We start from the raw sequence: 22820 nt of genomic DNA, 5'->3' as shown, positions 1-22820 counted from the left end.
ATTACCTAGTTTTAGTTCACACTATGTGAATGCAGATAAAATGGAAAGTTGAGATTTTATGCAAAAGTTAAATTGGCGTCGTATTGTTTTAAAAGTAGGTAGTGCTCTAATTGCTCCAGATCAAGATGGGTGCCGTTCACGCTACTTATTAACCATTGCGCAATTTATTGTTCGCTGTCGTGCTCGTGGTATTGAAGTTATTTTAGTATCTTCAGGCTCAGTAGCTGCAGGCTCACACTTATTCCCATCTGACATTCCACGTTCAGTTGTGATGAAAAAAGCGATGGCAGCAGCAGGTCAAACTGAAATGATGGCCATGTGGGATCGCTTTTTCGATTTTCCATCAGCGCAATTATTGTTAACCCATGGTGATTTACGTGACCGTGAGCGCTATGAAAGTATTCGCGAAACTATTTTTACTTTGCTAGAGCATGGTGTACTGCCTATTATTAACGAAAATGATGCTGTAACAACTGATGACTTAAAAGTAGGTGACAACGATAACTTATCAGCCATGGTAGCGGCGGCCGCTGATGCCGATGCATTAATGATTTTTTCTGATGTAGATGGGCTGTATGATAAAAACCCAAATTTGCACGACGATGCAGTTTTACTGCCTGAAATAAAATCAATTGATGAGTCTATTTATGCTATGGCAGGATGTGCTACAAGCTCTGTAGGAACCGGTGGCATGAAAACCAAAATTGAAGCTGCTGAAAAAGCAACGTCTCACGGTATTGCTACTTATATTATTAATGGCTTTAAAGAAGAAACCTTTAATAGATTATTGGCAGGTGACAACCCTGGTAGTGTTTTCCTTCCTTATGAAAAACCAATGCAAGAAGCTGTGCACTGGATGACGCATACAGCCAATGAGCAAGGTGAAGTAGTCGTAGATGGCTCGTTTGATGAGTCTCTTGAAGGTGAAAACGGTTGCATACGTGGCGACGAAATAATGGAAGTTCATGGTGAGTTTGCCATTGGCGATACCATTTTAGTTAGAAGCGAGGATGGCACACGTTTAGCAAAAGCCACCGCAAATTATAGTAGTTGCTTGTTAAGCTTTATTGCAGATAACGAGCAAAGTGAATTTAGCGAAAAAATGCAGGATTCTATTGGTCCTGTTATTTCAGAAAAAGATATCGCATTATTGGAGAAGTCATGAGTTTGATTACGGATATTTCACGCCAGGCAGCAAAAGCTGCAAACACACTTGCTTTACTCGACACCGAGACCAAAAACCAAGTGTTAACCGAAATGGCGGCAGCATTACGCGCAGAAAAAGCATTTATAATTAAAGAAAACGAAAGTGATTTAAGCGCAGCACGCGATAATAACTTAGCCGCTTCGATGATCGACCGCCTAACGCTTAATGAAGAGCGCATTGAAGCAATGGCAGAGGGTATTGAAGTTATTGTAAGTTTAGATGATCCAGTCGGTCAGCTACGCGACATTACAGAGCGCCCAAATGGCATTAAAATACGTAAAATGCGTGTGCCATTAGGTGTTGTATGTATGATTTACGAAGCGCGTCCTAATGTAACTGCGGATGCTGGCGCATTGTGTTTTAAATCGGGTAATGGTGTTATTTTACGCGGCGGTAAAGAAGCCCTTAAAAGCTCACAAGCCATTGCGAGTGTACTGCACGGTGTACTTGAAAAACATAACTTACCTAAAGCGCTGATCTCAGTTATTCCTGATCCAGACCGTGCATTGCTTATGGAGCTAATGCAGCAACGCGAAAGTATTGATTTAATCATCCCTCGTGGTGGCGAAGGCTTAATTAACTTTGTTACAGAAAACAGTACTATTCCTGTTATTCAGCACTTTAAAGGGGTGTGTCATTTATACGTAGATAAAGATGCCGACTTAGAGGTTGCACTTAATTTACTATTAAATGGTAAAACACAGCGCACAGGCGTATGTAATGCGCTTGAAGGGCTAGTGGTTCACCAAAACGTTGCTGATGAATTTTTAAATTTATGTGCCGTTGTATTGCGCCAAGAAGGTGTGAAAATTAATGCAGATGAGCAAGCCGCAAAATACTTCGATAATGCTACAGTACTTGCTGATAATGAATTTGGTGAAGAATACTTAGATTTAGAAATTGCTATTCGTGTAGTACCAAGCTTTAGTGCTGCTGTGGAGCATATTGCTCAATTTGGTTCAAACCACACTGAGGTTATTTGTACTAAAAACGATACTGCGGCTGAGCTTTTCCAACGCAGTGTTGATGCATCGGTAGTAATGGTAAATGCATCATCGCGTTTCTCAGATGGCTCGCAATTAGGGTTAGGTGCTGAAATTGGTATAGCTACAACTAAGCTACATGCTTATGGTCCTATGGGGCTTGAATCACTTACAACTGAAAAGTATTTAGTTAATGGCGAAGGCCAAGTACGTAAGTAATATACTTCACATATAAAAAACGCCGATTGTTTAATCGGCGTTTTTTTATGCATTTTGCAAAGTATGGTTTAGTTTTTCTAACCAGCTTTCTAATGGCTCAGGCCGGTGCAGATGGTACCCTTGTAGGATAACCTCAGGGTACTCTTGTAATAAGTCAAAGTGCGATTGATTCTCAACTCCTTCCGCTACCACTTCTAATTGAAACAACCTGCCAAGGCTGACAATCATATCAATAATTAATTTATCGTTGTTATCAGTGGGGGCTTCAAGTACAAATGAGCGATCTATTTTTAGCTCATGAATAGGTAACTGTTTTAAGTAGGTTAAACTTGAGTAGCCCGTGCCAAAGTCATCTATTGAAACACGTACGCCCAGCTTTTTAAGGTAGTGTACGGCTTCAATGGCCGCTTCCATGTGATTAAGTAACGTCCCCTCTATTATCTCAATGGTGAGTTGCTGAGGATTAATATCAGCACTTTTAATTTGTTGGCTTATAAAGTTTAAAAATCGCGGTTCATGAAAATGGCGACCGCTTATATTTACCGAAATATTCAAACTTGGGTGGCTGTATTTAAGCTTGGTAAGTAAATTAAGTGCATTAGTCGTAACCCAGCAGTCTAATTCAAAAATAACATCAGATTCTTCAGCTATTGATATAAATTCACATGGGCTTATAAAGCCTTTTTGAGGGTGATTCCAGCGCAGCAGTATTTCTGCGCCTTTTAACGTTTGCTTACTATCAAATTGCGACTGCAAAAATATGGATAGCTCATTTTGAGGAATGGCTTTTCTTAAGTCTTGTTCAATTTCAAAGCGTCGTTTAGCTTGCTCGCCAAATGTAGTATCAAAAAATGTAACTCTGTTTCCGCCTTTTTCTTTGGCTTTATAGCAGGCTGCTTCACAATTTCTGATTGTCTCAATAGCACTTTCCCATACATCGTCACGCGGGAAAATATAAGTGCCTATACTAATTGTTAAGCTAACCTCTTGCCCATCAACGTCAAAAGGGCGGTTAACTGCGTTTAAAAGCTCTTGCGCTTTGTTTTCGGCGATTGATTGCGCACGTGTACGCCCAATTCCTTTATCTACGCTACATAAGGCGGCAAATTCATCACTGCCTAAGCGTGCGATAATATCTTTTTTATCTACATTGGCATGAATACGCTGAGCAAGCTCCTTTAAAATATTATCACCTGCTAAAAGCCCTAAGCCATCATTAATAGAGTGGAAGCTATCAATGTCGATAATATAAATATAGGCATATGTTTTATCGCTACTGCAATCTTGTAGTTGTTGTTCTAACTGTTTTAAAAAGCCATTACGATTAGGTAGCTTTGTAAGCTCATCATGCCAAGTTAGGTAATCTATGCGCTCTTGCGTTACCTTTACGCTTGAAATATCACTAAAAACGCCAATGTAGTGAATGTTGGTGTCTTGCTCGCTTTTTACCATGCTAAGTGTTAATAGCTCAGGGTATAGCTCGCCATTTTTTCTTCGGGTTACAAGTTCTCCGCTCCAGTAGCCCGCTTCGTTAGCGTGCTTCCATACTTCATCAAAGCTAATACTTGGGTGATTATTTTGTTTTATCTCTTTTAAATCCATTTCTAACGATTCAGCTTCGCAATAGCCAGTAATTCTACAAAATGATGGATTAACAGCGATAATCTTGCCATCGCTATTAGTAATTACAACACCATCGGCGGTACTAGTAAGTGCCTGGTAAAATAACTTTTGCTTAGATGACAGCTGCTTTAGCTCTTCCTCGCGTTGGCTTAACTCTTTTGCAAGGGCTTCTATTTCGAGTAATTTGTCGTGTAAGTCAAAGTTTTTTTCGATAAGTCTGTCTAGCATGCCTTGTGCAGTAATGTGCGTACGTATGCGCGCTCTAACCAAAGCTAACTTGTAAGGTTTATGGATATAATCAATGGCACCCATTGCAAAGCCTTTCTCTTCAGACTCTACTTCAGTAAGTGCGGTGACAAAAATGATGGGAATGCCTTTGGTATTTTGCTTTGCTTTTAATCTTTTACATACTTCATAGCCATCCATGCCTGGCATCATAATATCGAGTAAAATTAAATCTGGGCGTGTGGATTCAACAAATACAAGCGCTTGTTCACCACTTGTTGAAATGCGTACATCGTAGTCTGCAAGTAGGCCCTCAACTAATACATGTAGGTTGCTAGGTTCATCATCAACAATGAGTATCAAAGGCTTTCGCGGTTGAGTTACTGCAGGTTGATTGTTGCCAGCTAGAAAGGTTGAATGCACACTAAATCCTTATTCTTTAATTACCCCTTAAAGTTAGTTTATAGTTGCCATAATTGTCTAGTTTTTATAGTTATTTCTGTATTTATCAATAAGTTTAATCACTAAAGCGTAGTTAAAGTTATCTATTGCCTCTTTTAGCTTGAATAATGGATGGGAATGATCGAATTTTTGAAGCGCAATTTCTCTAACTAATTTACTAGGAATAGGACGGGCAGATAACGCTAAAGAATAGATTTCATCAATTAATGTATCTGGATTTTGCCCAGAGCTCATAGCTTCAGGCTGATGATTATAAGAGTTTGTTACCAGTAGCTGTCTTACTGCATAAAGTGCTAAGGTCAATTGTTCATTAAAAACACTAAGATCGGTGCATGCGTTACTGCTCAGTTCTAACTCTGCTTTTTTAGCGCTTTGCTCTAGTAGCTCTAACCCTAGGGTGCCGGCTAAGCCTTTTAAGTTATGCATCGCTCTAGCTAATGTTTTATGCTCATTATTTTTCAAGTGCTTTACAGCTACCTCCATAAAGTGGCTGTAATCGGTATTAAACTTAGTGAATATTGAATTAATGAGTTCATTATTATCTTCAAGATTAGACCGTGCTACATCGAGGTTTAATGTACATAACGTATGGGTTTTTGTTAGATGCTTTTCTATGCTGTCACAAAGCAGACCAAATAATAACGGCTTGACTAAATAGTCATCCATGCCTGCTCGAATGGCGGCTTTTTTATCATTAGAAAATACAGCTGCAGTTACAGCAACAATAGGCGTTGTATAACCCCTTTGACGCAGTATACGTGTCGCTTCTAGGCCATCCATCACTGGCATTTGAATATCCATAAAAATAATATCAATTGTGTTTTCTTCTGCTTTAATGAGTGCTTCCTCGCCATTACTTGCAGAGATAACAGTCATATTCATTTTAGTTAATAGTGCTTCAAGAATCTCTTGGTTTACAGGGTTATCATCTACTGCAAGTGCGGTGTAACCGGTAAACTGTGGGTAAGACTCTCCTTCTTTAAGCTGTGTTGAGTCGGGCAATAATAAACGCATTAACTGAGAATCAGTGTGAGTATTACCTATTGTTATAATATCAATATGATCGCTATCGGGGACTGCTTGCGGGTGTTCTTGATCGTTAATGAGTAAAATAAGCAGCAGTTTGTGTTTATTTTTTTGTTTTTGTAAGTACAGTTGCTGCAAAATAAAATTCTCTTTTAGTTCTTTGTGTGACAACGTCATGATCACAATATTAAAAGGGTTACTCGGTTGAGACATTTTTGCAATTGCACGCAACGGCTCTTGGGTAATTTCTGCAGTAATATCAGCGCTACTTAATAACTTAGTGAGTGATTTTATTTGCTCAGTATCGGGAGTAATTAGTAAGGCATGCTTTTTAAGCGCTTCTTTGCTCGTCATTTTAAACGGTAGTGTAAAATAAAACTCACTCCCGACGTGGGGTGTGCTGCGTACTTGTATTTCGCCGCCTAGTAACTTGGTTAGTTGCTTACAAATAGTTAAACCTAATCCGGTGCCGCCATATTTACGTGTTGTACTGGAATCGCCTTGGTAGAACGAGTCAAAAATTGAGGCGGTTTGCTCAGGCGTCATGCCTATGCCAGTGTCTTTAATACCAAAGCGTAACTGTATTTGCTGCTCATCTTGTGTTGTGGCTTCAATTGTTACAGTTACTTCACCGCGATCTGTAAATTTAATGGCATTACCTACACAGTTATTGATAACTTGACTCAAGTGCAGTGGATCGCCCATCAGCTCAAGCCCTGCATCAACATGCAATACAAAATTAAGGCGCAACCCTTTTTGTTTAGCATTTACCGAAAATAAATTTTTTACATTAGAAACCACGGTATGCAAAGTAAAAGGGATTGATTCAAGCTTTACTTTATCAGACTCAAGCTTTGAAAAGTCGAGTACGTTATTAAGTATTTGCAGTAAGTTTTGAGCACTTGAAAACGCTTTATCTGCATAGTGTTTTTGTTTTGCTGGAAGAGCGCTGCTTTGTAATAGCTGCAGCATACCTAAAATACCGTTCATTGGAGTGCGAAGCTCATGGCTCATATTAGCTACAAAGTCACCTTTCGCTTGGTTGGCATTTTTTGCTTGGGTGATGGCTAGTGTAAGCTCTTTATTCATTAATTCCATTTTAGAATTAAGCGCTTGGGTTTCTGCTAGTAGTTCTTTTGTTTGTTTATTTTTTAAATACAGCGCATTAGCGGCGGTAATAACCGAGTTAATTTCATTTTGATGATGCTCATCACTATTTAGTGTTACTTGCTTTTCATTACTCATATCATTTAACAGCTTAGTTAATTTCGCAATGGGCTTAATGACAGAGTTAAATATAAAAAAGGTAATTACTATTATGATAACAGTGATCAGCGCGGCAAAAAGGTTGGCCATTTCGGTACTTTTTAATACGTGGTCTCTTAGCTGCTGCTCGGTCTGGGAGAGCTTTTGCTTCTCTACATCCCTAATTTTTTCGGCTAGGTAAAGCAGCTCGTTTTCTATTCCTGTTAAAACTACATTTATCGAAAACGTATAGCTGCGGGTTAAAATAACTAATTGGCTATACGCTTGCTCAAGCTCGTCAGTATTATTAAGTAGGTTAACATTAGCGGTTTCAATACTCGCCAGTAGGGTATTTAAGTGTGCTAGGTTATCTTGCACATTTTGTGCTTCATCATAATTTGGCTTGTGTAAATAATTGGTTGTTGCTTGTTCTATATTGCTAATAGTTAAAAGGGTATTCACTATTTTATTTTGCTTGTTGGTTAGCGTGTTTTTTTTAAGCTCATTAAGTTGTGCTTTTAGCGCTTCAATAGGTTGTTTGAACTGTGTAATGTACAGCTGCTCTCGTTTGGTTCTGTTAACGACTACGCGATTAAATGTATCTTGGTAATTATTTAAGTACTCGTTAAGGCGCTTTATATTGTTTTGATAGTTTTCGTCATACTCACTTAAATGTGTACTTAGCGTATCTAAATCCATTTTTGCAGCATTTAAGTGCACATTAAACTTTTCAATGGTATTGCTATTAGCATGATCTAGATAAGCAATAGCTTGGCTTTGTAAAGAAATTACATCGTTTTCTAAACGGGTAACGGACTCGCTTTGTAATAAAGCTTTGTGCTGCGCATTTTGCAGCTCAAAAAGTGATTTTTGCGAATAATTGAATAGGTAACTTTGCAAAATTAATAAAGTAATTAATACGCATAGAGCAATTATTATTTTTGATTTTATTGAACGGGTTATCATTATCTGCTTATTAACTCATACCATTTTTGCAAACTGTAATCGTAAGTCGGCATAACGCTATTCCAAACAGCTACATTGCTTAAGCGTTTTAAATAGCTACCACCATTTCGCTGCTCGCCGGCTTTTACTGCGACTTGTTTTTGGGTGTTTAGTAAGTCAACCGTAGTGGGCTTGCCTAAGTACCAGTAGTCCCATTCACTTGGTGAAAGCATTGCTTTTGAGCGCTGTGGATTACTAATGTAATACCCTTGGCGAGCAATAAATGCGCCGGCCCATCCCGAAAGCCACCAGTTCATGTAATCGTATGCGGCATCTTTTTGGTTATTATTAACCTGTGACGATAAGCACATTACCCCATGCCAGCCACGATAGCCCTCTTTTGGGGCGGCAAATCGCACATTAACATTTTGACTATTGAGCGCGGCCACAGCGGGGGAAAACATACTTTCTATGTGCACGCGTTGGCTTTTCATAAATTCAACAGACTCTGGCACCGAGTTCCAATAACCTGCAAAATGCCCTTGGCGTTTATAGTCAATTAAAATACTAAATAAACGGTCAAGCTCGGAGCGAGTAATCGCACCAATATCTTTAAATGTTATTAACCCTTTGCTTTGTGCTGCCAAGGCAAGGTCAAATAAGCCAATTGTGGGTGCATTTACAATGCCTACTTTACCTCGGTGGGCATCATCAAGTAACCAGCCCCAACTTTCAGTTTCGTAGGCAATGCCAGGTTTTATCTTAGCGGTGTTATAGCCAAAAGAGTCAACATTATGTACATAGGGCAAAAAGCTAATGTAATCGCTTTCATTTGCGCTTAGTGTGCCGTCCTCTTGTACATTGAGTAATTTATAAGGAGCGTCGCCTGCACCGAATTTTGCATCGGGGGTGAGCTTCCCCGTTTTGGTTAGAGAATTTATTTCATTAAAGTAGGTTAGCCGTTTTTTTTCTATGGGCTGAATAGACCCCGCCCGCCAAAGTACATTAATACTGTTTGACCATTGCTCGTATAAATCAAATGAGCCAGGGTCCATGGAGGCTTTTTGTAATACGGCAGCACTACCGGCAGGGGAAAATTCTATATTTATGCCTAAATCAAGCATTGCTTGTTTACGAATGGCTTCTTGTAGCGTGACATGTGTTCCTAAGACTCTTAGGGTTACTTTTTTTCGGGCAAAAACATAAGGTACATGAGTAACTACGCCCGCGGTTAAACCGATGATAGCGAGCTTTTTTAATGTGGTGCGTTTAGGGGTATCCATTGTTTAAGCCAAAAGTATCACTGCTACAGATGAGATAATTTATAGCCAACAAAGACTAAACAAACAAGGAATGCGCAAATATAAAAGTTATTGTGTAGAAGATAAAAGAATAATAAGGCGATGAAAAATAGGAAGTAATAGAAGAGTAGGAAAGTGGTGGAGCTAAGCAGGATCGAACTGCTGACCTCCTGCGTGCAAGGCAGGCGCTCTCCCAGCTGAGCTATAGCCCCACATTCCTAAATTACATAGTTGTAATTACTTGGCTGCTGAGTTCCAAGCGGGGTGAACTTTAAATATTTTTATAAATTTGGTCAAGTATTTTTTAGCAATATTTAACTGTTATCGTTTATTTTTGATAGACTCGAGAAAAATACCTCGCGAAACGACAAAAACAATGAAAAAAAGTATCTGTATACTTGCTTTGCTACTTGCAGGGTGTGCCAGTAATGAAGCGCCTCCTTATGAAATAAATAACAAGCAGTTTTATGAGAACGTGGATGAGCAAGGTAACAAAATATTTGCTTATGTTGTATCGGTAAAGGCTGAGCATCGCAGTAACATAAACTTAAATAACGGCGGGCGAGGCGAAAAAAGACCGAGCCGCTCTGATGTAAAACGTTACATAGAACAAGAACACTTCGAAGACTCTAGTGTGTTAAAACTTAAGCTTGAGGATGAAGCCGTCAGGTTTTTAAACGAAACCCTCAGTGAAAATAACTATTGTGAAAATAAACACGAAATTACACAAGTGCTATGGCGTGACTTAAGTGTGCAGTTAAGAGGGCGTTGTTTGTAGTATGTTGGCCGATAAAGTAAAGCTTGCGCAGTTGTTAGCGCAATTAGGTATAAATTACGATGTAATAGAACACCCTGCGTTACATACCAGTTTAGATGCTGATGCATTTATGGTGGAGCGCCCAGGTACGCGACTTAAAAACTTGTTTTTGCGTGATAACGAGGGCAAAAAGCACTTTTTAGTAATTACCGCACACGACAAACAGCTCGATTTAAAAACCCTATCTAAGCAACAGGGGCTTTCTCGGTTGGGGTTTGCCTCTAGCGAGCGGTTAGCACGTTATTTAAAAGTGGCGCCCGGGTGTGTGTCTATGCTTGCTTTAGCAAACGATAAACAAAGCAATGTTACTTTGTGGCTTGATCAAGATATTTGGTTTAACGAGCTGTTTCATTGTCACCCGTTTGAAAACACTCAAACTTGGCTGCTTACAAAAAATGATTTAAATACCTTTTTTGAGCATACAGGGCATCAGCCTCGGGTAATGTTTTTACCTTCTCGATAGCCTAAAGTGACTAAGACTAAACCAATAAAACACACACTCAGTAAGCAAAGCATAAATGCAGTTTGCCCTGAGTGTTGATAAACAATACCTGGCAATAACGAGCCCAGCGCCCCACCACTATAATAAAACGATACATACCCGCCATTTGTTACACTTGCAGGCGCTTTGCTAATCTTGTTAACAAGCGGAGCAGCGCTTGAGTGTATAACAAACATAGCAGCACAAAATAACGTAAACGCGATTAAAAACACACTCAGTTGCTGGCTTATAAGTAATACAATGCTTAAGTTATACATGATAAAAACCGCAGCAAGTAAATGCCAAGCTGAAGGCACTTTTTTAGCAAGCCAAGGTGTTGCAATAGATGCTAAAGCACCGATTAAGTAGCCGCTGTACACTAAGCCAATATCGCGTGTGTTTGTAATTAAAAAGGTGTTTTGCAAAATAAATGGTAGGTAATTTAATAAGGCTGCAAAGCAAAAAACATACAAAAAACGGCGCCATACAATTTTAGTACTGCCGCATCTTTTAGCTGCTTAATATACGTTAACGGCGTAAGTACTGATTGATTAGATACCACAAAGCCCGTGGGCTTTATACTCATAGCCAGGCCAATAAGCACAATCGAAATAACATAATAAAAACTTTGCCAATGCCATACATCACTAAATAAAGCGGCTAATACTCGGCCAAAGTAGCCCCCAGCTATGGTACTGCCTATGTATAAGGTCATATTTTTTTGTAAGGCATCTGCGCTGTAACGTATACCAATAAAGCTTGTCATCGCGGTGAGCGCGGCAGGTAAGGTTAAGCCTTGTATAAAACGCACCAAAAGTAATAGCTCAAAACTTGGCGCTACTGTAAACAGTATGCAGCTCAACCCTAAAATAAACATAGCAATACGTAAAATAATAAGCGGGTTTTGCTTGGCTAAAAATAGCCCATAAACCAAAGGTGCAATTGCTAAAGGCAGCATGGTGACGCTCATTAAGCTGCCGGCAAGCGCAGGGGAGACGTTAAATTCGCTAGCAAATAAGCTCAATAAAGGCTGAGGTGCGTACAGCACAAAAAATATAAACACCGAGCAAGTAAGTAAATGAGCAAAACGCATTGTAGGGCTTAAAACATAAGCTGATAAGTTAGCCAAAGTATATGAAAAATGGCTTATATTTCATAGGTTAAATCATCAACAATTGCGCTAAATCAAAGTGTATATTCAGCCCTTTGCTAGATTAATGCTAATAGCACTGTTATTTGTACTCGTTGGTGATTAAAATAAACCTAATATAAGTTTTTAGTGGAACAAAGCCATGGGTTCATTACAAGACCAATTGCTGCAAGCAGGGTTAACAACATCGCACAAAGCTAAAGTTGCTAAGTCAGAAAAACGTAAGCAACAAAAAAAGCAAAAAAAAGGGGCTACCAGTAACCCAAGCGATCTGCAAAAGCACATACAGCAAACTAAATTAGAGCAGCAAAAAAAGGCTGAAGAACTTAACCAGTCGCGCCAAGAAGAGCTTAAGCAACGTGAGCAAGTTGCTCGTGTTAAGCAAATACTTGAGCACCATAACCAAGACTCTATCCGCGGTGAGCGTACCTTTAATTTTACTTACGATAACAAAGTAAAAGGGATAGACGTAAACGAGAAAACTCAAAAAGCGTTATCGGGTGGTCGTTTAGCTATTTGTGTACTGGAAGGGCAGTTTTACGTACTCGATGATGAGCCGGCGCGTAAAGTCGCAGAAGTTGATGAAAAGTACATTGTTTTTCATGTTGAACCTGAAAACAAACCAAAAGATGAAGACGACCCATATGCAGACTTTGAAGTACCAGATGATTTAGTATGGTAAGTGTCTGTTCAGTATTGTTTGCTAAAGTTAACAACAATGGCTGAAAACGTAGTCATGTTTGTTTGATCGCCTAACGTAAATTGATACGTATGCTTTTTACTAGATTGTTTACTACAATCAATAGACTATTTTCTAACCGTCAAAAAGAAGAGTGAATATAATGAGCAAGATGAAAGCACTAATAGTAGGCGCGGGTATTAGTTTAGCCGCAAGTTTTTCGTTTAACGCCGCCGCTGCTGATGGCGAAGCCCTTTACACCCAAAAAATGTGTCAAACATGTCACGGTGCAGAAGGTAAAGCACCTATTATGGGCGCATACCCTAAAATTAATGGTCAAAACAAAGACTATTTAGTGGCCCAAATGAAAGATATTAAATCGGGCGCGCGTAGCAATGGTATGACTGCCGCAATGAAAGCAATGGTTGCAACGGTAACGGACGAAGAGTTTGAAGCAATTGCTGACTACCTTTCAAAGGTAAAATAAAGCACCGCGTTTAAAAACGTATTATCGTTTTAAATTAAAGCGCAGCGTAAACAGCCACACAATTGTGTGGCTGTTTTGTTTGTGTTTGCTATAAAATTAATACTGCTTTAGACTTCTAAACATCTATTCGTACTTGTGTTGTTGTACGTATTTTAAAAGGCTGATTATGATTGATTTACCCCAACTAGATTTAAAAAATAAAGTGTCGGAGCAAGAGTGGCAATTGCGCGTAGATTTAGCAGCTTGCTACCGATTAGTAGAGCATTTTCGTTGGGGGGATTTAATATACACGCATTTATCAGCACGTTTACCTGGCACCGATCACTACCTTGTAAATGCGTTTGGCTTAACGTTTGACGAAGTAACTGCATCAAACCTAGTAAAGGTTGATTTGCACGGTAATATTATTGACGACACCCCCTTTAGCATTAACCCGGCAGGTTTTACTATTCATAGCGCAATTCACGAAGTGCGTGAAGATGCTCATTGTGTTATTCACTTACATACTAAAGAAACCATTGCCGTTGCTACACAAAAAAATGGCCTATTGCCACTAAGCCAATACTCTATGTTTTCGCTCCCTTCACTGTCGTACCATGGCTATGAAGGGCTGGCTGTAAATGATGACGAGCGCAAAGTATTACAAGATGATTTAGGCAATACCAATCATATGCTATTGGTAAATCATGGTGGTTTAACTGTAGGCCCAACCGTAGGCGATGCCTTTATGCGTTTTTATGACTTGCAACGTGCCTGCGAAATTCAGCTTGCATTACAAGCCAGCTCACAAGAGGTTATTCCGGTGCCGCAGCCAATTATCGACAATATTTATAACCAAGCTAATGTGGTACATAGCGGCAGCACAGGTGGGCAATTAGCGTGGCCTGCCATGTTACGAAAAGCGTACCGACTTGATCCCAGTTTTGCACAATAGCCTGCGTGGCTAATAAGGAATTTTAATGAAAGTAAATCGCGTAGAAGTATTTGATATTCATTGCCCAGAGCGTCCAGCCTGGACGCCGGTTTTTGTACGTATTCATACCGATGAAGGTATTAGTGGTGTAGGTGAGGCTGGTTTAGCTTACGATTTAGGCCACAGCGCAGCAGCAGCAATGATAAAAGAAATGGCTGATGCTTTTTTAATTGGGCACGACCCGTTTCAAACCGAAAAGTTATGGTCGCGTATGTTACGCGAAAGCTTTTGGGGTTTAGGTGGCGGCCCTGTAGTGTATGCAGCAATGAGCGCTATAGATACAGCACTTTGGGATATAAAAGGTAAAGCACTTGGTTTACCGGTATACCAATTACTAGGCGGTAAAGTAAACGATAAGCTGCGTACTTATGCATCGCAGTTACAGTTTGATTGGGACAGCGAATTTAAAGCGTTAGTACAACCGCAAGAATACGCAGAAGCGGCGTTAAAAGCGATTGGCGAAGGTTATGATGCAGTAAAAGTTGATCCTATCCAATACGATAAAGACGGCAATACGTATTACGACCGTACTAAAATAATTTCTCGCGCTGAAATGAAGCTATACCGTGCTCGTATGCAAGCTATACGTGAAGCAGTTGGTGACGAAGTGGATATTATTTTTGAATGTCACAGCTTACCTGGCGCGACCTCTGCTATACAAATTGGTGAAATAGCCGAAGAGTTTGATTGCATGTACTACGAGGAGCCAGTTAACTACTTAAACCATTCTTTACATGCAAAAGTAGCAGATAAAGTGGCAGTGCCAATTGCAGGCGGTGAGCGTTTATACAACCGCTGGGGTGTGCGCCCTTATTTAGAAGATCAAAGCATTGATGTACTTCAACCCGATATCGGTTTATGTGGTGGCTTTACTGAAACTAAAAAAGTGTGTGACTACGCCGATATTTTTGATGTGCGTATTCAGGCGCATGTATGTGGCGGGCCGGTTGCTACTGCCGCGTCGTTACATTTAGAAACCGCTATTCCTAACTTTTTGATTCATGAGCATCATACTTATGCCATTAAAAAGTGGAACCGAGAGCTGTGCTTACAAGATCCACAACCAAAAAATGGCTTTTTTGAAGTATCAGAAGAGCCAGGCTTAGGCATTGAATTAAATGATGAGATTGTTATGCGTTCGCAGCGTGTAGAAATTAAATAATTTAAGCTTTATTTAAAGAGCGTTATTTAAATACTATTGTTTAAAGTAAAAGCCGGTAAGTGATAGCTCACTTACCGGCTTTTTTATAGCTGTGTTGCTCTAATACCGATGAGCAATACCATTTGAATTAATTGGCAAGATTAATTGTACACGTAACGCCTTTTATCTCAGCGGTGGCTTTACTATCAAGGTGGCGTATATAGCAGCGATTATTGTTTATCATTAACTCAAATTGATCGGGAAAGTTAAGCTGTTGATTGGCTGTTATATCGCTACGGTTTGTGTTTTTAAGAGTAAAGGTACTGGTGTCAATAAAGATATCGTCAGCAAGCGTTACGTTTTTTATATGCATTAAGCGCTCTATAACACGCTCTACCGCTTGGCTATTTGGCTCGGTAAGTAAGGCATGATGCAGCTTAGGAGTAGGCTGCGTGTTAGATGCGCAACCACTTAAAATAGTTAAGATGCCAAGGGCTGATAATTGCGAGTGTAATGTCATAGTCATTGCCGCATTTACGTAAGTGGTTAAATTTAATATAGCTTAACTAGGGCATGTTATAAAAATGCTTAGCATTTGCGTAGCTAAGGTTGTGCCATATTTTATTTGTTTTACACAAAGCTTGATGGCTATGCCAAACATCATTATAGCTTGCGTTAATTTGGCAAACCGGAAAGTTACTCGCAAACATAATGCGCTGCTCGCCAAAGTACGAGAGCATAGTTTCAAAACAATCTTGTTGCTGTTGTAAATTCAACGCTAAAAGCTCAAAACCCGAAAACTTAATCGCTATATTATTGTGCGCACTTAGCATGCGAATGCTTTGCTGCCAGTTATCAATATTATTAGGTAGGCCGCCATGGTTTATTATTATTTTTAGCTGAGGCAGCGCCTTAGCGTAACGAGCAAGCTGAGCAGCTATTGCGGTATTTTCAAGCTCAAACTGGGCTTCATAATGCAGCCCTTGCTGGCAAAGGGTTTGCAAATTACTAAAGCACTCTGGGTTTAGTAATCGCTGTGCACCTGCGCCTTCGGTTATATCCCGTATGCCTATTAAATGCGGGTGGGCAAGGGCGTTTATTGCTTTTGCAAATTGCACAGGTGCGCAATCTAACTGGGCGTAACTAATGGCTTTAAAGGGAAGCTTTTTTAAATGCGCCGTTAGCCAATTAAGTTCGTTAATGGGGGCGTTGTTATCAAAACCTGCCTCTATATGTACTATGCCGGCGAGGGTAAAGTCACTGCTCTCTAGTAGCTTTTTTTCACTAATAGGTTGTTTTATTAACTCTAAATTTGGCCATGCTGGTGGGTTTTCGCCTTGCAGCCAAGTATATTGCCCCTCGGCAAGGTTAAAAAAATGCACGTGGGGGTCAATAATTTTCAGGCTCATCGGCATGTGCTCATTGTGTGGTATAGCCGCCATCAATATGTTGTAGGCTACCGGTTATAAAGCTTGCATCATCACTTGCTAAAAAGCTAACTAACGCGGCAACTTCATCAGCTTGTCCTAAGCGGTTTAGCGGTTGAAGGCTTGCCTCTTCTGCCACTATATCGGCCTTGTTAGCCCCACTTTTTTTACAATAAGCATCTATCGCGTTGTGAAATAGAGGGGTTTCTATTGTCCCTGGGCATACCGCATTCGCGCGAATATTAAATTGGGCGTAATCAAGCGCTGTGGTTTTTGCCATAGAAGCAAGAGCATGTTTTGTCAGGTTGTAGGCAAACGAGTTAGGCTTACCAATTATTGCCTGATCTGAGGCTATTAAAATAATAGCGCCATTGTTTTGCGCTTTCATGCTGGGTAGTACACTTTGTACAGCCGCATAGGCCCCTTTAACGTTCAATGCAAATAACGCATCGAAAGTGTGCTCATCGGTATCCTCTATGCTAGCACTGAGGTGTTTACCTGCGTTAGAAACAAGTACATCTATGCGTGGGCTTTGTTTACAAATGGCCGTAATACATGCTTTTACAGCACTAACATTACTCACATCACATTGGTGAAAAACCCCCAGCTCGCTGTACTCAATATCCAGATTGTGCACCGTGTAGCCATTTTCAATAAAGCGTTTTACAACCGCTAATCCAATGCCTTTTGTACCGCCTGTAACAATAGCAACCTTAGACATACTTGCTCCTAATTTAAGGTGTGTGATTAGTGAGAGTGACCACAGCCGCCTTCAGCGTGAACATGGCCATGCGAGACCTCTTCACTGGTTGCTTCACGAACCGATACCACTTCTAAATCAAACGTTAGCGTTTTGCCTGCAAACGGGTGGTTTAAATCGCAATCTGCATTAAAGCGGCCTACTTTAACTAATGTTACCTGGTGTTGGCCTTGGTTTGAGTGCACCATCGCAGTCATACCTGGTTTCCACACCTTTACGTCACCTTGTAGGTGCTTAAGCGGAATACGCTGAATTAAATCGTCAACGCGCTCACCGTATGACTCGCTAGGCTCAAGTGTTACGCTAAACTTATCGCCAGCGGCTTTGCCTTCAAGGGCTTTTTCTAAGCCAGGAAGCATGCCTTCGCTGCCATGAATATAGCTAAGAGGCGCGTGGTTTATACTGCTTTCTAGTTGCTCGCCCGCTTCGCTTAATGTGTAATGAAATTCAACTGCTGAATTTTTGCTAATTTGCATGCTTGTCTCTTTAAGTTTTTGACTAAGTTAAAAGCCGATTTTACGCGAAATACCGAGCTTTATAAACTCAGCGTGGTTGAATAAGTGATTTTTGTAGATCTTGCAGTAAATCTTGTTTTTGCTGCGGCTGTTTGGGTTTTTCTGCCTGGGGAATAAATAGCGTTAATTGCGTACCGGGCTTTAAAATGCTTGAGGCACTTAAGTTGTTCCATTTAGCTAAATCACTGTGCGGCACTTCGTAAAGCTGACTAATGCTCCACAAGCTATCGCCTTGTTTTACTTCATAGTCTATTTCAAGAGTGGGGATCACGACTTCTTGTGGCTCTAAATAAGGACTAATTTGATAATCTATAGTGAGCGATTTTGGGAGCGTTTTAGGCTGTCCAACCAGCAGTTTTTCACCTATGCCTATCATATTATTTTGTTTGCCATTGAGCTGCTTTAACGCGTTTACCGACATGCTGAAGCGCCTTGCAATGCTGTATAGCGTATCATTTTTTTTAACGATGTATTCGCCTGCAAAATTAGACTTAAAAAACTGACTTTTTAACAGTGCCTCTTGGCCGATAGGTAAAAGCAATGAGTGGGGACCATTCGGTGAGCTTTGATTTTTTAAATAGCCTTGGTTAAGCGCGTGCAACTGTTTTGAGCCAACCCCGGAGAGCTTAGCGATGACCGAAAAATCAAACTGTTGGCCAACATTCATTTGCGTTGTTATTGGTTTATTAGCCAGTTTAGGACGCTTAAAGCCTTTTTGCGGGTGTTTAACTAAGTAGCTGAGCGCTAACAGTTTAGGTACGTAGTCGGCCGTTTCTTTTGGCAGCTTTAGAGAAAAGTAATCGGTACTTTTACCGCGTTTTTTATTTCGCTCAATGGCTCGTTTAACACGCCCCTCACCACTATTATAAGCCGCTAGGGCGTGTAGCCAGTCGCCATCAAAGCGTTTGTGTAAATAGCTGAGGTATTCAAGTGCGGCATCGGTGGAGGCAAGTACATCTTGTCGGCCGTCATACCACTGATCGGATTTAATGCCAAAATGATGCGCTGTGGCGGCCACTAATTGCCAAACGCCTACCGCTTGCTGCGATGAGGCAATGGTGGGTCTAAAATCACTTTCTACAAAGGGCAGTAAAGCCAGCTCCATAGGCAGGCGATTTTGCTCAATTTTTTTTACGATATGATACAAATAAGGCGCGGCGCGTTTATTTACCGTGGGTAAATAGTTAGGTTGTTTTAAATACCAGTTAATACGCTTTTTTAAGGCGCGATTTTGATACACCGTAAAATGTAGGTTGTTGGCAATATGCACCCATAGGTTTTTAGCTTTGGCGGGGCGCTTTTTTACAATTGTTTTTTTTGCCTTTACCGGCGGCGCAGTATTGGCTTGCTGTAATTGTTTTGGCTCTACAGGCTCAAGCTCTATTTGGTTTTCGTAGCTTGGCTCAAAGTGAGTAAAAATTTGTGGTGCGTCTGTTTCGGGTTGTGTTTGTGTGCTGTTACAGCCATACAAAAAAATAATTACACAACTTACAAGCAATCCACGCATCTTCATCTCTTATCTACAATCCTTTATTTTTATAACACTACTGCGCGTGCTCAATTAACTGGGCGCGCTTAAGCCCAGCCTGTAAAAATAACTGGCTCGACTTTGTATTTAACGCTTCTTGTTTATATGGTGCTAAAACATCCGCAGGGAAACTCTCAGTAAGTTGCTCAAGTGTTTGTTTTTTATTGTTTTTCACATGGGTTATTAAATTTGTTAAAAACATTAAAGGCTGCTTAAGTTGCGCTTTTTCAAGCGCCCCGCCGTGGCCGGGAAGTATTGTACGCAAATTAGGCTGATTAATATAGCGTTTGAGCAAGGCTTGCCAATTTTGTAACTGGCCGTGGCCTGGGTAGGGGAGCCAGTCAACAATATCGCCGCCTATTAGCAGCGTGCCATTATTGGTGCTAAGTGTTAAATCGCCGTTTGTGTGGGCTTTTTCGGGCGTTATTTGTACCGCAAAGTTACCTAAATCAATACTTTGTTGCTCGCTGATTACGGTGCTAGGTGATTTTAAGTGATAGTTTTTCCAACGTAAAAAACGTTGTTTAGCTAAAGAGAGCTTTTCGCGCCACTGTGTTTGCTGTTGCTCGGGCAATGTGGCTAAGCGCTGATAGCTCAGCTCTATACTTTTTTCATAGCCTGCTAACTTATCATCATAAGCTTGTTGGTATGTGGCAAAATTATCGGCTACCTGTTTATGTACTATTAGCTGCGCTTTTGGGAAGGCATTTTGTAATACGGCCATGCCGAGTAAATGGTCGTCATGAAAGTGGGTCGCAACTAAATAACAGAGCGGGGTTTTAAGGTGTTTTTTTAACTGTTTTGCCAGTGCTTCAACGGCTGCAAAGTTTCCGCTTGCATCTACCATGAGTGCGCATTGCTCGCCCTCTATGAGCACTTGGTTTGAATCGTAAAAACGTAACTTATCTTGTTGTTTTAAAAATTGTACATTTTCGTTTATTTGCTGCCAAGTAACCGCTGCCTTACTAGAGTGAGAAAATAGGCTAAGGGTAATAAAAAGGGCGGGGATTACAGTTACTAAAAGGGGTTTTAATGTCATTGTGTGTCTCTGCGCAGCATTTATTTACCCTCATAATAAACAAAAAGCGCACGGGGCGCTTTTTATTTTTTTATTGGGTCACTCGCCAAGCATTGGCTGAGTTTATCAATGAGTTGATCTTGCTGCTGCTGCTCTACACTGGCATGCGTTTTAGCTTCTAGCAACTCATGGCTAAGTGTAAGTGCTGCTAAAAGTATTGCCTGTTGTTCGTTGCGAACTGATGAGCGTTGCTTTGTTTGCTCAACCAAGTCATTTAAATTTTGTGCTGCTGCTATTAATGCATCTTCTTGCCCAACAGGGCATGCAAACTGCTGCTCTTTACCTAGCAACTCAACTGTGACCCGCTGGTTTTGCAGCTCAGACATTAGCTTGCCTGTTGTGCGCTTTGTAGTTTATCAAGTAAGCCTGTTAACGTAGAGCTGGCATCTTTTTGCTTTTCTTCGTTTTCAAGGGCTTCTAGTTGTAAAATTTCGTTTTCGTCGCTTAGTTTTGCGTTTTGCTCTTTTAAGCTAGCAACATCTGTTTGTAATTGGTTGTTGCGCTCGATAAGCGAGTCAATCAGTTGTTCGAGTTGTTGAAGAGTTGTGTTGTTCATAAAGGCGCTCATATAACTGTAATTAATGTCATGCAAATGTAAAGCAAAGTGTGTTGTTTTGCCAGCATTTACGGAGGTTTTAGCACAATTTTATTGTTTATTAAGTGATAATTCAGGGTGGCGGCTTTTTTGTTCATAAATGGTTCATTTAACTGCTCGCTAAGCGGTGTATAGGTTGCCAAAATACAGAGCTTATGGTTCACTGCCGATATTAAATTGCGTATAGCGAAAATTAACAATGCTTAGTTACAGACACTCTTTTCATGCAGGTAACCCTGCCGATGTGCTTAAACATTTAGTACTTGCACAGGTACTTCAATATCAAACCATTAAAGATAAACCTCTTGATTATATTGATACCCACTCTGGTGCGGGATTTTTTGAGTTAAGTTCATCTGATGCCCAAAAAACACAAGAATACAAAGAGGGCATTGCTAAGCTTTGGCAACATAGCAGTGAGCACGAGGCGCTAAACGATTATATTGCATTAATTAAATCGTTTAATGATGGGGACGAACTGGCGTTTTACCCCGGTTCGCCAAAAATTGCTGAGCATTACTTACGTCGTCAAGACAAAGGCTGGTTTTTTGAATTACACCCACGCGATTTGCAGTTACTTGAGCAAAACATGCAAGGTAAGCGCTCTATTCGCGTACGTGGCGAAAACGGTTTTGCCGGATTAATAGGGTTACTTCCGCCAGCTTCGCGGCGTGCATGTGTGCTTATTGACCCGCCTTATGAGATAAAAGACGATTACGATACTGTAGTAAGCACACTAGTTAAGGCGCACCAGCGCTTTGCAACCGGCACATATATGATTTGGTATCCCGTTGTTGATAGAGAGCGAATCAATACAATGGAGCAAGGGCTGATTGAGTCGGGAATGCGTAATATTCAATTATTTGAGTTAGGCACGCAAGCGGATACTGACGTACACGGTATGACGGCATCAGGCATGATTGTTATTAACCCGCCATGGAAATTAAAACAAACTATGGAGAGCATATTACCTGAATTAGTTGAGCTTTTAAGTGAGCCTAGCGGGTTTTATAGAAGCGAGCAGTTAGTCGACGAATAACTGCCTGCCATTATGTAAAGTAAAAGCCCAGCTGGGCTTTTATTTAATTAAAATAAACCGCATTAAAGGTGGCAAGCGTGTTGCCACTGTTATCTTTTAATTCTAAAGACTCGCCTTCTATAGCCCACTTTTGCGTGTTATTGAGCATGTTTAACATAGCCGCTTCTTGCTCCATGCTTTGTGAGCACATTTTTTTTGTACTTGCCAATTGGCTAAACGAAATTGAATGTTGCTCTGTGCTATAGCTACCACTGACATTATTACACCCTAAAAAGCCGTTAACGCGGTTATCTTTATCAAATTGTATAAATGGCTCTTTTGTTCTTACACTGACTGTTTGCGCGTTAATTGTAACAGCTTTCCAGTATGTATTTGTAAGGGTAACATCGCTTTTAGGTGAGGCGACTTTTTCAAGCTCAATTTCGTGAAGAATCCCCGAGTTTGCATTTTTAAAAGGGTCGTACTGCATTGTGCTGGTATAAAGAACCTTGTCTTTATTAATGATTCTAGCGGTGAGGTTATAGCGGTGTTTATCAACAATGTTGTTGTCATCATAAGCTAGCTCCACGGTATACGGCGGCGCTTTATTTATATCAATTACTTGTTGCGTAATTATTTCGGCTTTTACATCTGCTTTTGACACATCAGATAGCGTTACAATTAGTTGTGAGCCAGGGTTTGGCATACTGCGATCTTTATAGCTCACTTGCGTGGTTAAACCCATAACGCTTTTTTCTTGTACTGTGGATTGTGATTCGTTAGTTGGTTTTTCACAGCCCGCTAATGTAAGTGCACTTAGGGCTAATAAACCTAAGCCAGTAAATGTGCGTTTTTTAAACCTAAATTGCTGCTTTGCCATGCTTGCGCTCCTTATTCCTATATTGCTGGTAAGTGTAGGGGGGAGGAGCTTAATC

Annotated in this window: 21 protein-coding genes, 1 tRNA gene and 1 pseudogene; 9 read left to right on the top strand and 14 right to left on the bottom strand. The window is 40.4% G+C overall.

Going from position 1 to position 22820, the window contains the following annotated elements:
- Window positions 1-58 precede the first annotated feature (58 nt).
- Together proB and EJ103_RS14865 are read left to right on the top strand one after the other, a co-directional pair.
- A complete protein-coding gene (proB, locus tag EJ103_RS14870; RefSeq protein ID WP_004587658.1) occupies window positions 59-1165 on the top strand; it encodes a glutamate 5-kinase in 1107 nt (368 codons plus the stop codon).
- A complete protein-coding gene (locus EJ103_RS14865) occupies window positions 1162-2409 on the top strand; it encodes a glutamate-5-semialdehyde dehydrogenase (RefSeq protein WP_126008375.1) in 1248 nt (415 codons plus the stop codon). Before proB ends, EJ103_RS14865 begins: the two co-directional genes overlap by 4 nt.
- Before the next feature lie 45 nt (window positions 2410-2454).
- On the opposite strand, the gene EJ103_RS14860 is transcribed toward EJ103_RS14865, so the two are convergent.
- The 4 genes from EJ103_RS14860 to EJ103_RS14845 all read right to left on the bottom strand — a co-directional run bounded on the left by EJ103_RS14860 (window position 2455) and on the right by EJ103_RS14845 (window position 9448).
- Window positions 2455-4680 (bottom strand): EAL domain-containing protein, encoded by a 2226-nt coding sequence (locus EJ103_RS14860; RefSeq protein WP_126008374.1) that lies wholly within the window; start codon window positions 4678-4680, stop codon window positions 2455-2457.
- A gap of 57 nt (window positions 4681-4737) precedes the next feature.
- Complete coding sequence (locus EJ103_RS14855; protein ID WP_126008372.1) at window positions 4738-7956, bottom strand: ATP-binding protein; 3219 nt, start codon at window positions 7954-7956, stop codon at window positions 4738-4740.
- Entirely contained in the window at window positions 7956-9218 is a 1263-nt protein-coding gene (locus EJ103_RS14850) for an extracellular solute-binding protein (protein ID WP_126008370.1), read from the bottom strand. The genes EJ103_RS14855 and EJ103_RS14850 overlap by 1 nt, the downstream gene beginning before the upstream one ends.
- 154 nt (window positions 9219-9372) lie before the next feature.
- Window positions 9373-9448, bottom strand: a tRNA-Ala gene (locus EJ103_RS14845).
- 164 nt (window positions 9449-9612) lie between these two features.
- On the opposite strand from EJ103_RS14845, the gene EJ103_RS14840 reads away from it, so the two are divergent.
- Window positions 9613-10014: a hypothetical protein gene (locus EJ103_RS14840; RefSeq protein ID WP_024031465.1), complete on the top strand. Its 402-nt coding sequence runs from the start codon at window positions 9613-9615 to the stop codon at window positions 10012-10014.
- Between the two features lies 1 nt (window position 10015).
- A complete protein-coding gene (locus tag EJ103_RS14835) occupies window positions 10016-10516 on the top strand; it encodes a prolyl-tRNA synthetase associated domain-containing protein (RefSeq protein ID WP_126008368.1) in 501 nt (166 codons plus the stop codon).
- Here EJ103_RS14835 and EJ103_RS14830 read toward each other — a convergent pair.
- Window positions 10483-11627: pseudogene (locus EJ103_RS14830) on the bottom strand (MFS transporter). The gene EJ103_RS14835 and the pseudogene EJ103_RS14830 sit on opposite strands and share 34 nt — an antisense overlap.
- A 199-nt stretch (window positions 11628-11826) precedes the next feature.
- On the opposite strand from EJ103_RS14830, the gene EJ103_RS14825 reads away from it, so the two are divergent.
- The 4 genes from EJ103_RS14825 (at window position 11827) to EJ103_RS14810 (ending at window position 14985) form a co-directional block, all read left to right on the top strand.
- A complete protein-coding gene (locus tag EJ103_RS14825; RefSeq protein ID WP_004587650.1) occupies window positions 11827-12366 on the top strand; it encodes a DUF2058 domain-containing protein in 540 nt (179 codons plus the stop codon).
- Between the two features lie 160 nt (window positions 12367-12526).
- Window positions 12527-12850, top strand: coding sequence for a c-type cytochrome (locus EJ103_RS14820; RefSeq protein WP_004587649.1), 324 nt, complete (start codon window positions 12527-12529; stop codon window positions 12848-12850).
- 166 nt (window positions 12851-13016) lie between these two features.
- Entirely contained in the window at window positions 13017-13784 is a 768-nt protein-coding gene (locus EJ103_RS14815) for a class II aldolase/adducin family protein (protein ID WP_024031462.1), read from the top strand.
- Window positions 13785-13809: 25 nt separating this feature from the next.
- Complete coding sequence (locus EJ103_RS14810; RefSeq protein ID WP_054983246.1) at window positions 13810-14985, top strand: mandelate racemase/muconate lactonizing enzyme family protein; 1176 nt, start codon at window positions 13810-13812, stop codon at window positions 14983-14985.
- Between the two features lie 127 nt (window positions 14986-15112).
- Here EJ103_RS14810 and EJ103_RS14805 read toward each other — a convergent pair whose 3' ends face one another.
- The 8 genes from EJ103_RS14805 to zapB form a co-directional block, all read right to left on the bottom strand.
- A complete protein-coding gene (locus EJ103_RS14805; protein WP_126008366.1) occupies window positions 15113-15484 on the bottom strand; it encodes a hypothetical protein in 372 nt (123 codons plus the stop codon).
- A gap of 46 nt (window positions 15485-15530) precedes the next feature.
- Entirely contained in the window at window positions 15531-16373 is an 843-nt protein-coding gene (locus tag EJ103_RS14800) for an amidohydrolase family protein (protein ID WP_126008364.1), read from the bottom strand.
- Window positions 16374-16383: 10 nt separating this feature from the next.
- Entirely contained in the window at window positions 16384-17112 is a 729-nt protein-coding gene (locus EJ103_RS14795) for an SDR family oxidoreductase (protein ID WP_096042384.1), read from the bottom strand.
- Window positions 17113-17138: 26 nt separating this feature from the next.
- Window positions 17139-17627 (bottom strand): peptidylprolyl isomerase, encoded by a 489-nt coding sequence (locus EJ103_RS14790; protein WP_126008362.1) that lies wholly within the window; start codon window positions 17625-17627, stop codon window positions 17139-17141.
- Window positions 17628-17694: 67 nt separating this feature from the next.
- Window positions 17695-19173 (bottom strand): LysM peptidoglycan-binding domain-containing protein, encoded by a 1479-nt coding sequence (locus EJ103_RS14785; protein WP_126008360.1) that lies wholly within the window; start codon window positions 19171-19173, stop codon window positions 17695-17697.
- A 37-nt stretch (window positions 19174-19210) separates the two neighbouring features.
- Window positions 19211-20233 (bottom strand): MBL fold metallo-hydrolase, encoded by a 1023-nt coding sequence (locus EJ103_RS14780; protein WP_126008358.1) that lies wholly within the window; start codon window positions 20231-20233, stop codon window positions 19211-19213.
- Between the two features lie 62 nt (window positions 20234-20295).
- Entirely contained in the window at window positions 20296-20598 is a 303-nt protein-coding gene (locus EJ103_RS14775; RefSeq protein WP_004587640.1) for a cell division protein ZapA, read from the bottom strand.
- Complete coding sequence (gene zapB, locus EJ103_RS14770) at window positions 20598-20828, bottom strand: cell division protein ZapB (protein ID WP_024031454.1); 231 nt, start codon at window positions 20826-20828, stop codon at window positions 20598-20600. The genes EJ103_RS14775 and zapB overlap by 1 nt, the downstream gene beginning before the upstream one ends.
- A 238-nt stretch (window positions 20829-21066) precedes the next feature.
- Here zapB and rlmJ point away from each other — a divergent pair, with 238 nt between their 5' ends.
- Complete coding sequence (gene rlmJ / locus EJ103_RS14765; protein ID WP_126008357.1) at window positions 21067-21906, top strand: 23S rRNA (adenine(2030)-N(6))-methyltransferase RlmJ; 840 nt, start codon at window positions 21067-21069, stop codon at window positions 21904-21906.
- Window positions 21907-21949: 43 nt separating this feature from the next.
- Here rlmJ and EJ103_RS14760 read toward each other — a convergent pair whose 3' ends face one another.
- Window positions 21950-22765 carry an META domain-containing protein gene (locus EJ103_RS14760; RefSeq protein WP_126008355.1) on the bottom strand — a complete coding sequence of 272 codons (816 nt, stop codon included), beginning with the start codon at window positions 22763-22765 and terminating at the stop codon, window positions 21950-21952.
- Window positions 22766-22820 lie beyond the last annotated feature (55 nt).

Origin of the sequence: Pseudoalteromonas sp. Xi13 (assembly GCF_003952205.1) — a bacterium.
Taxonomy (GTDB): Bacteria; Pseudomonadota; Gammaproteobacteria; order Enterobacterales; family Alteromonadaceae; genus Pseudoalteromonas; species Pseudoalteromonas atlantica.
The sequence above is the reverse complement of the archived record's forward strand: the minus strand, read 5'-3'. Positions and strand labels throughout refer to the sequence as shown.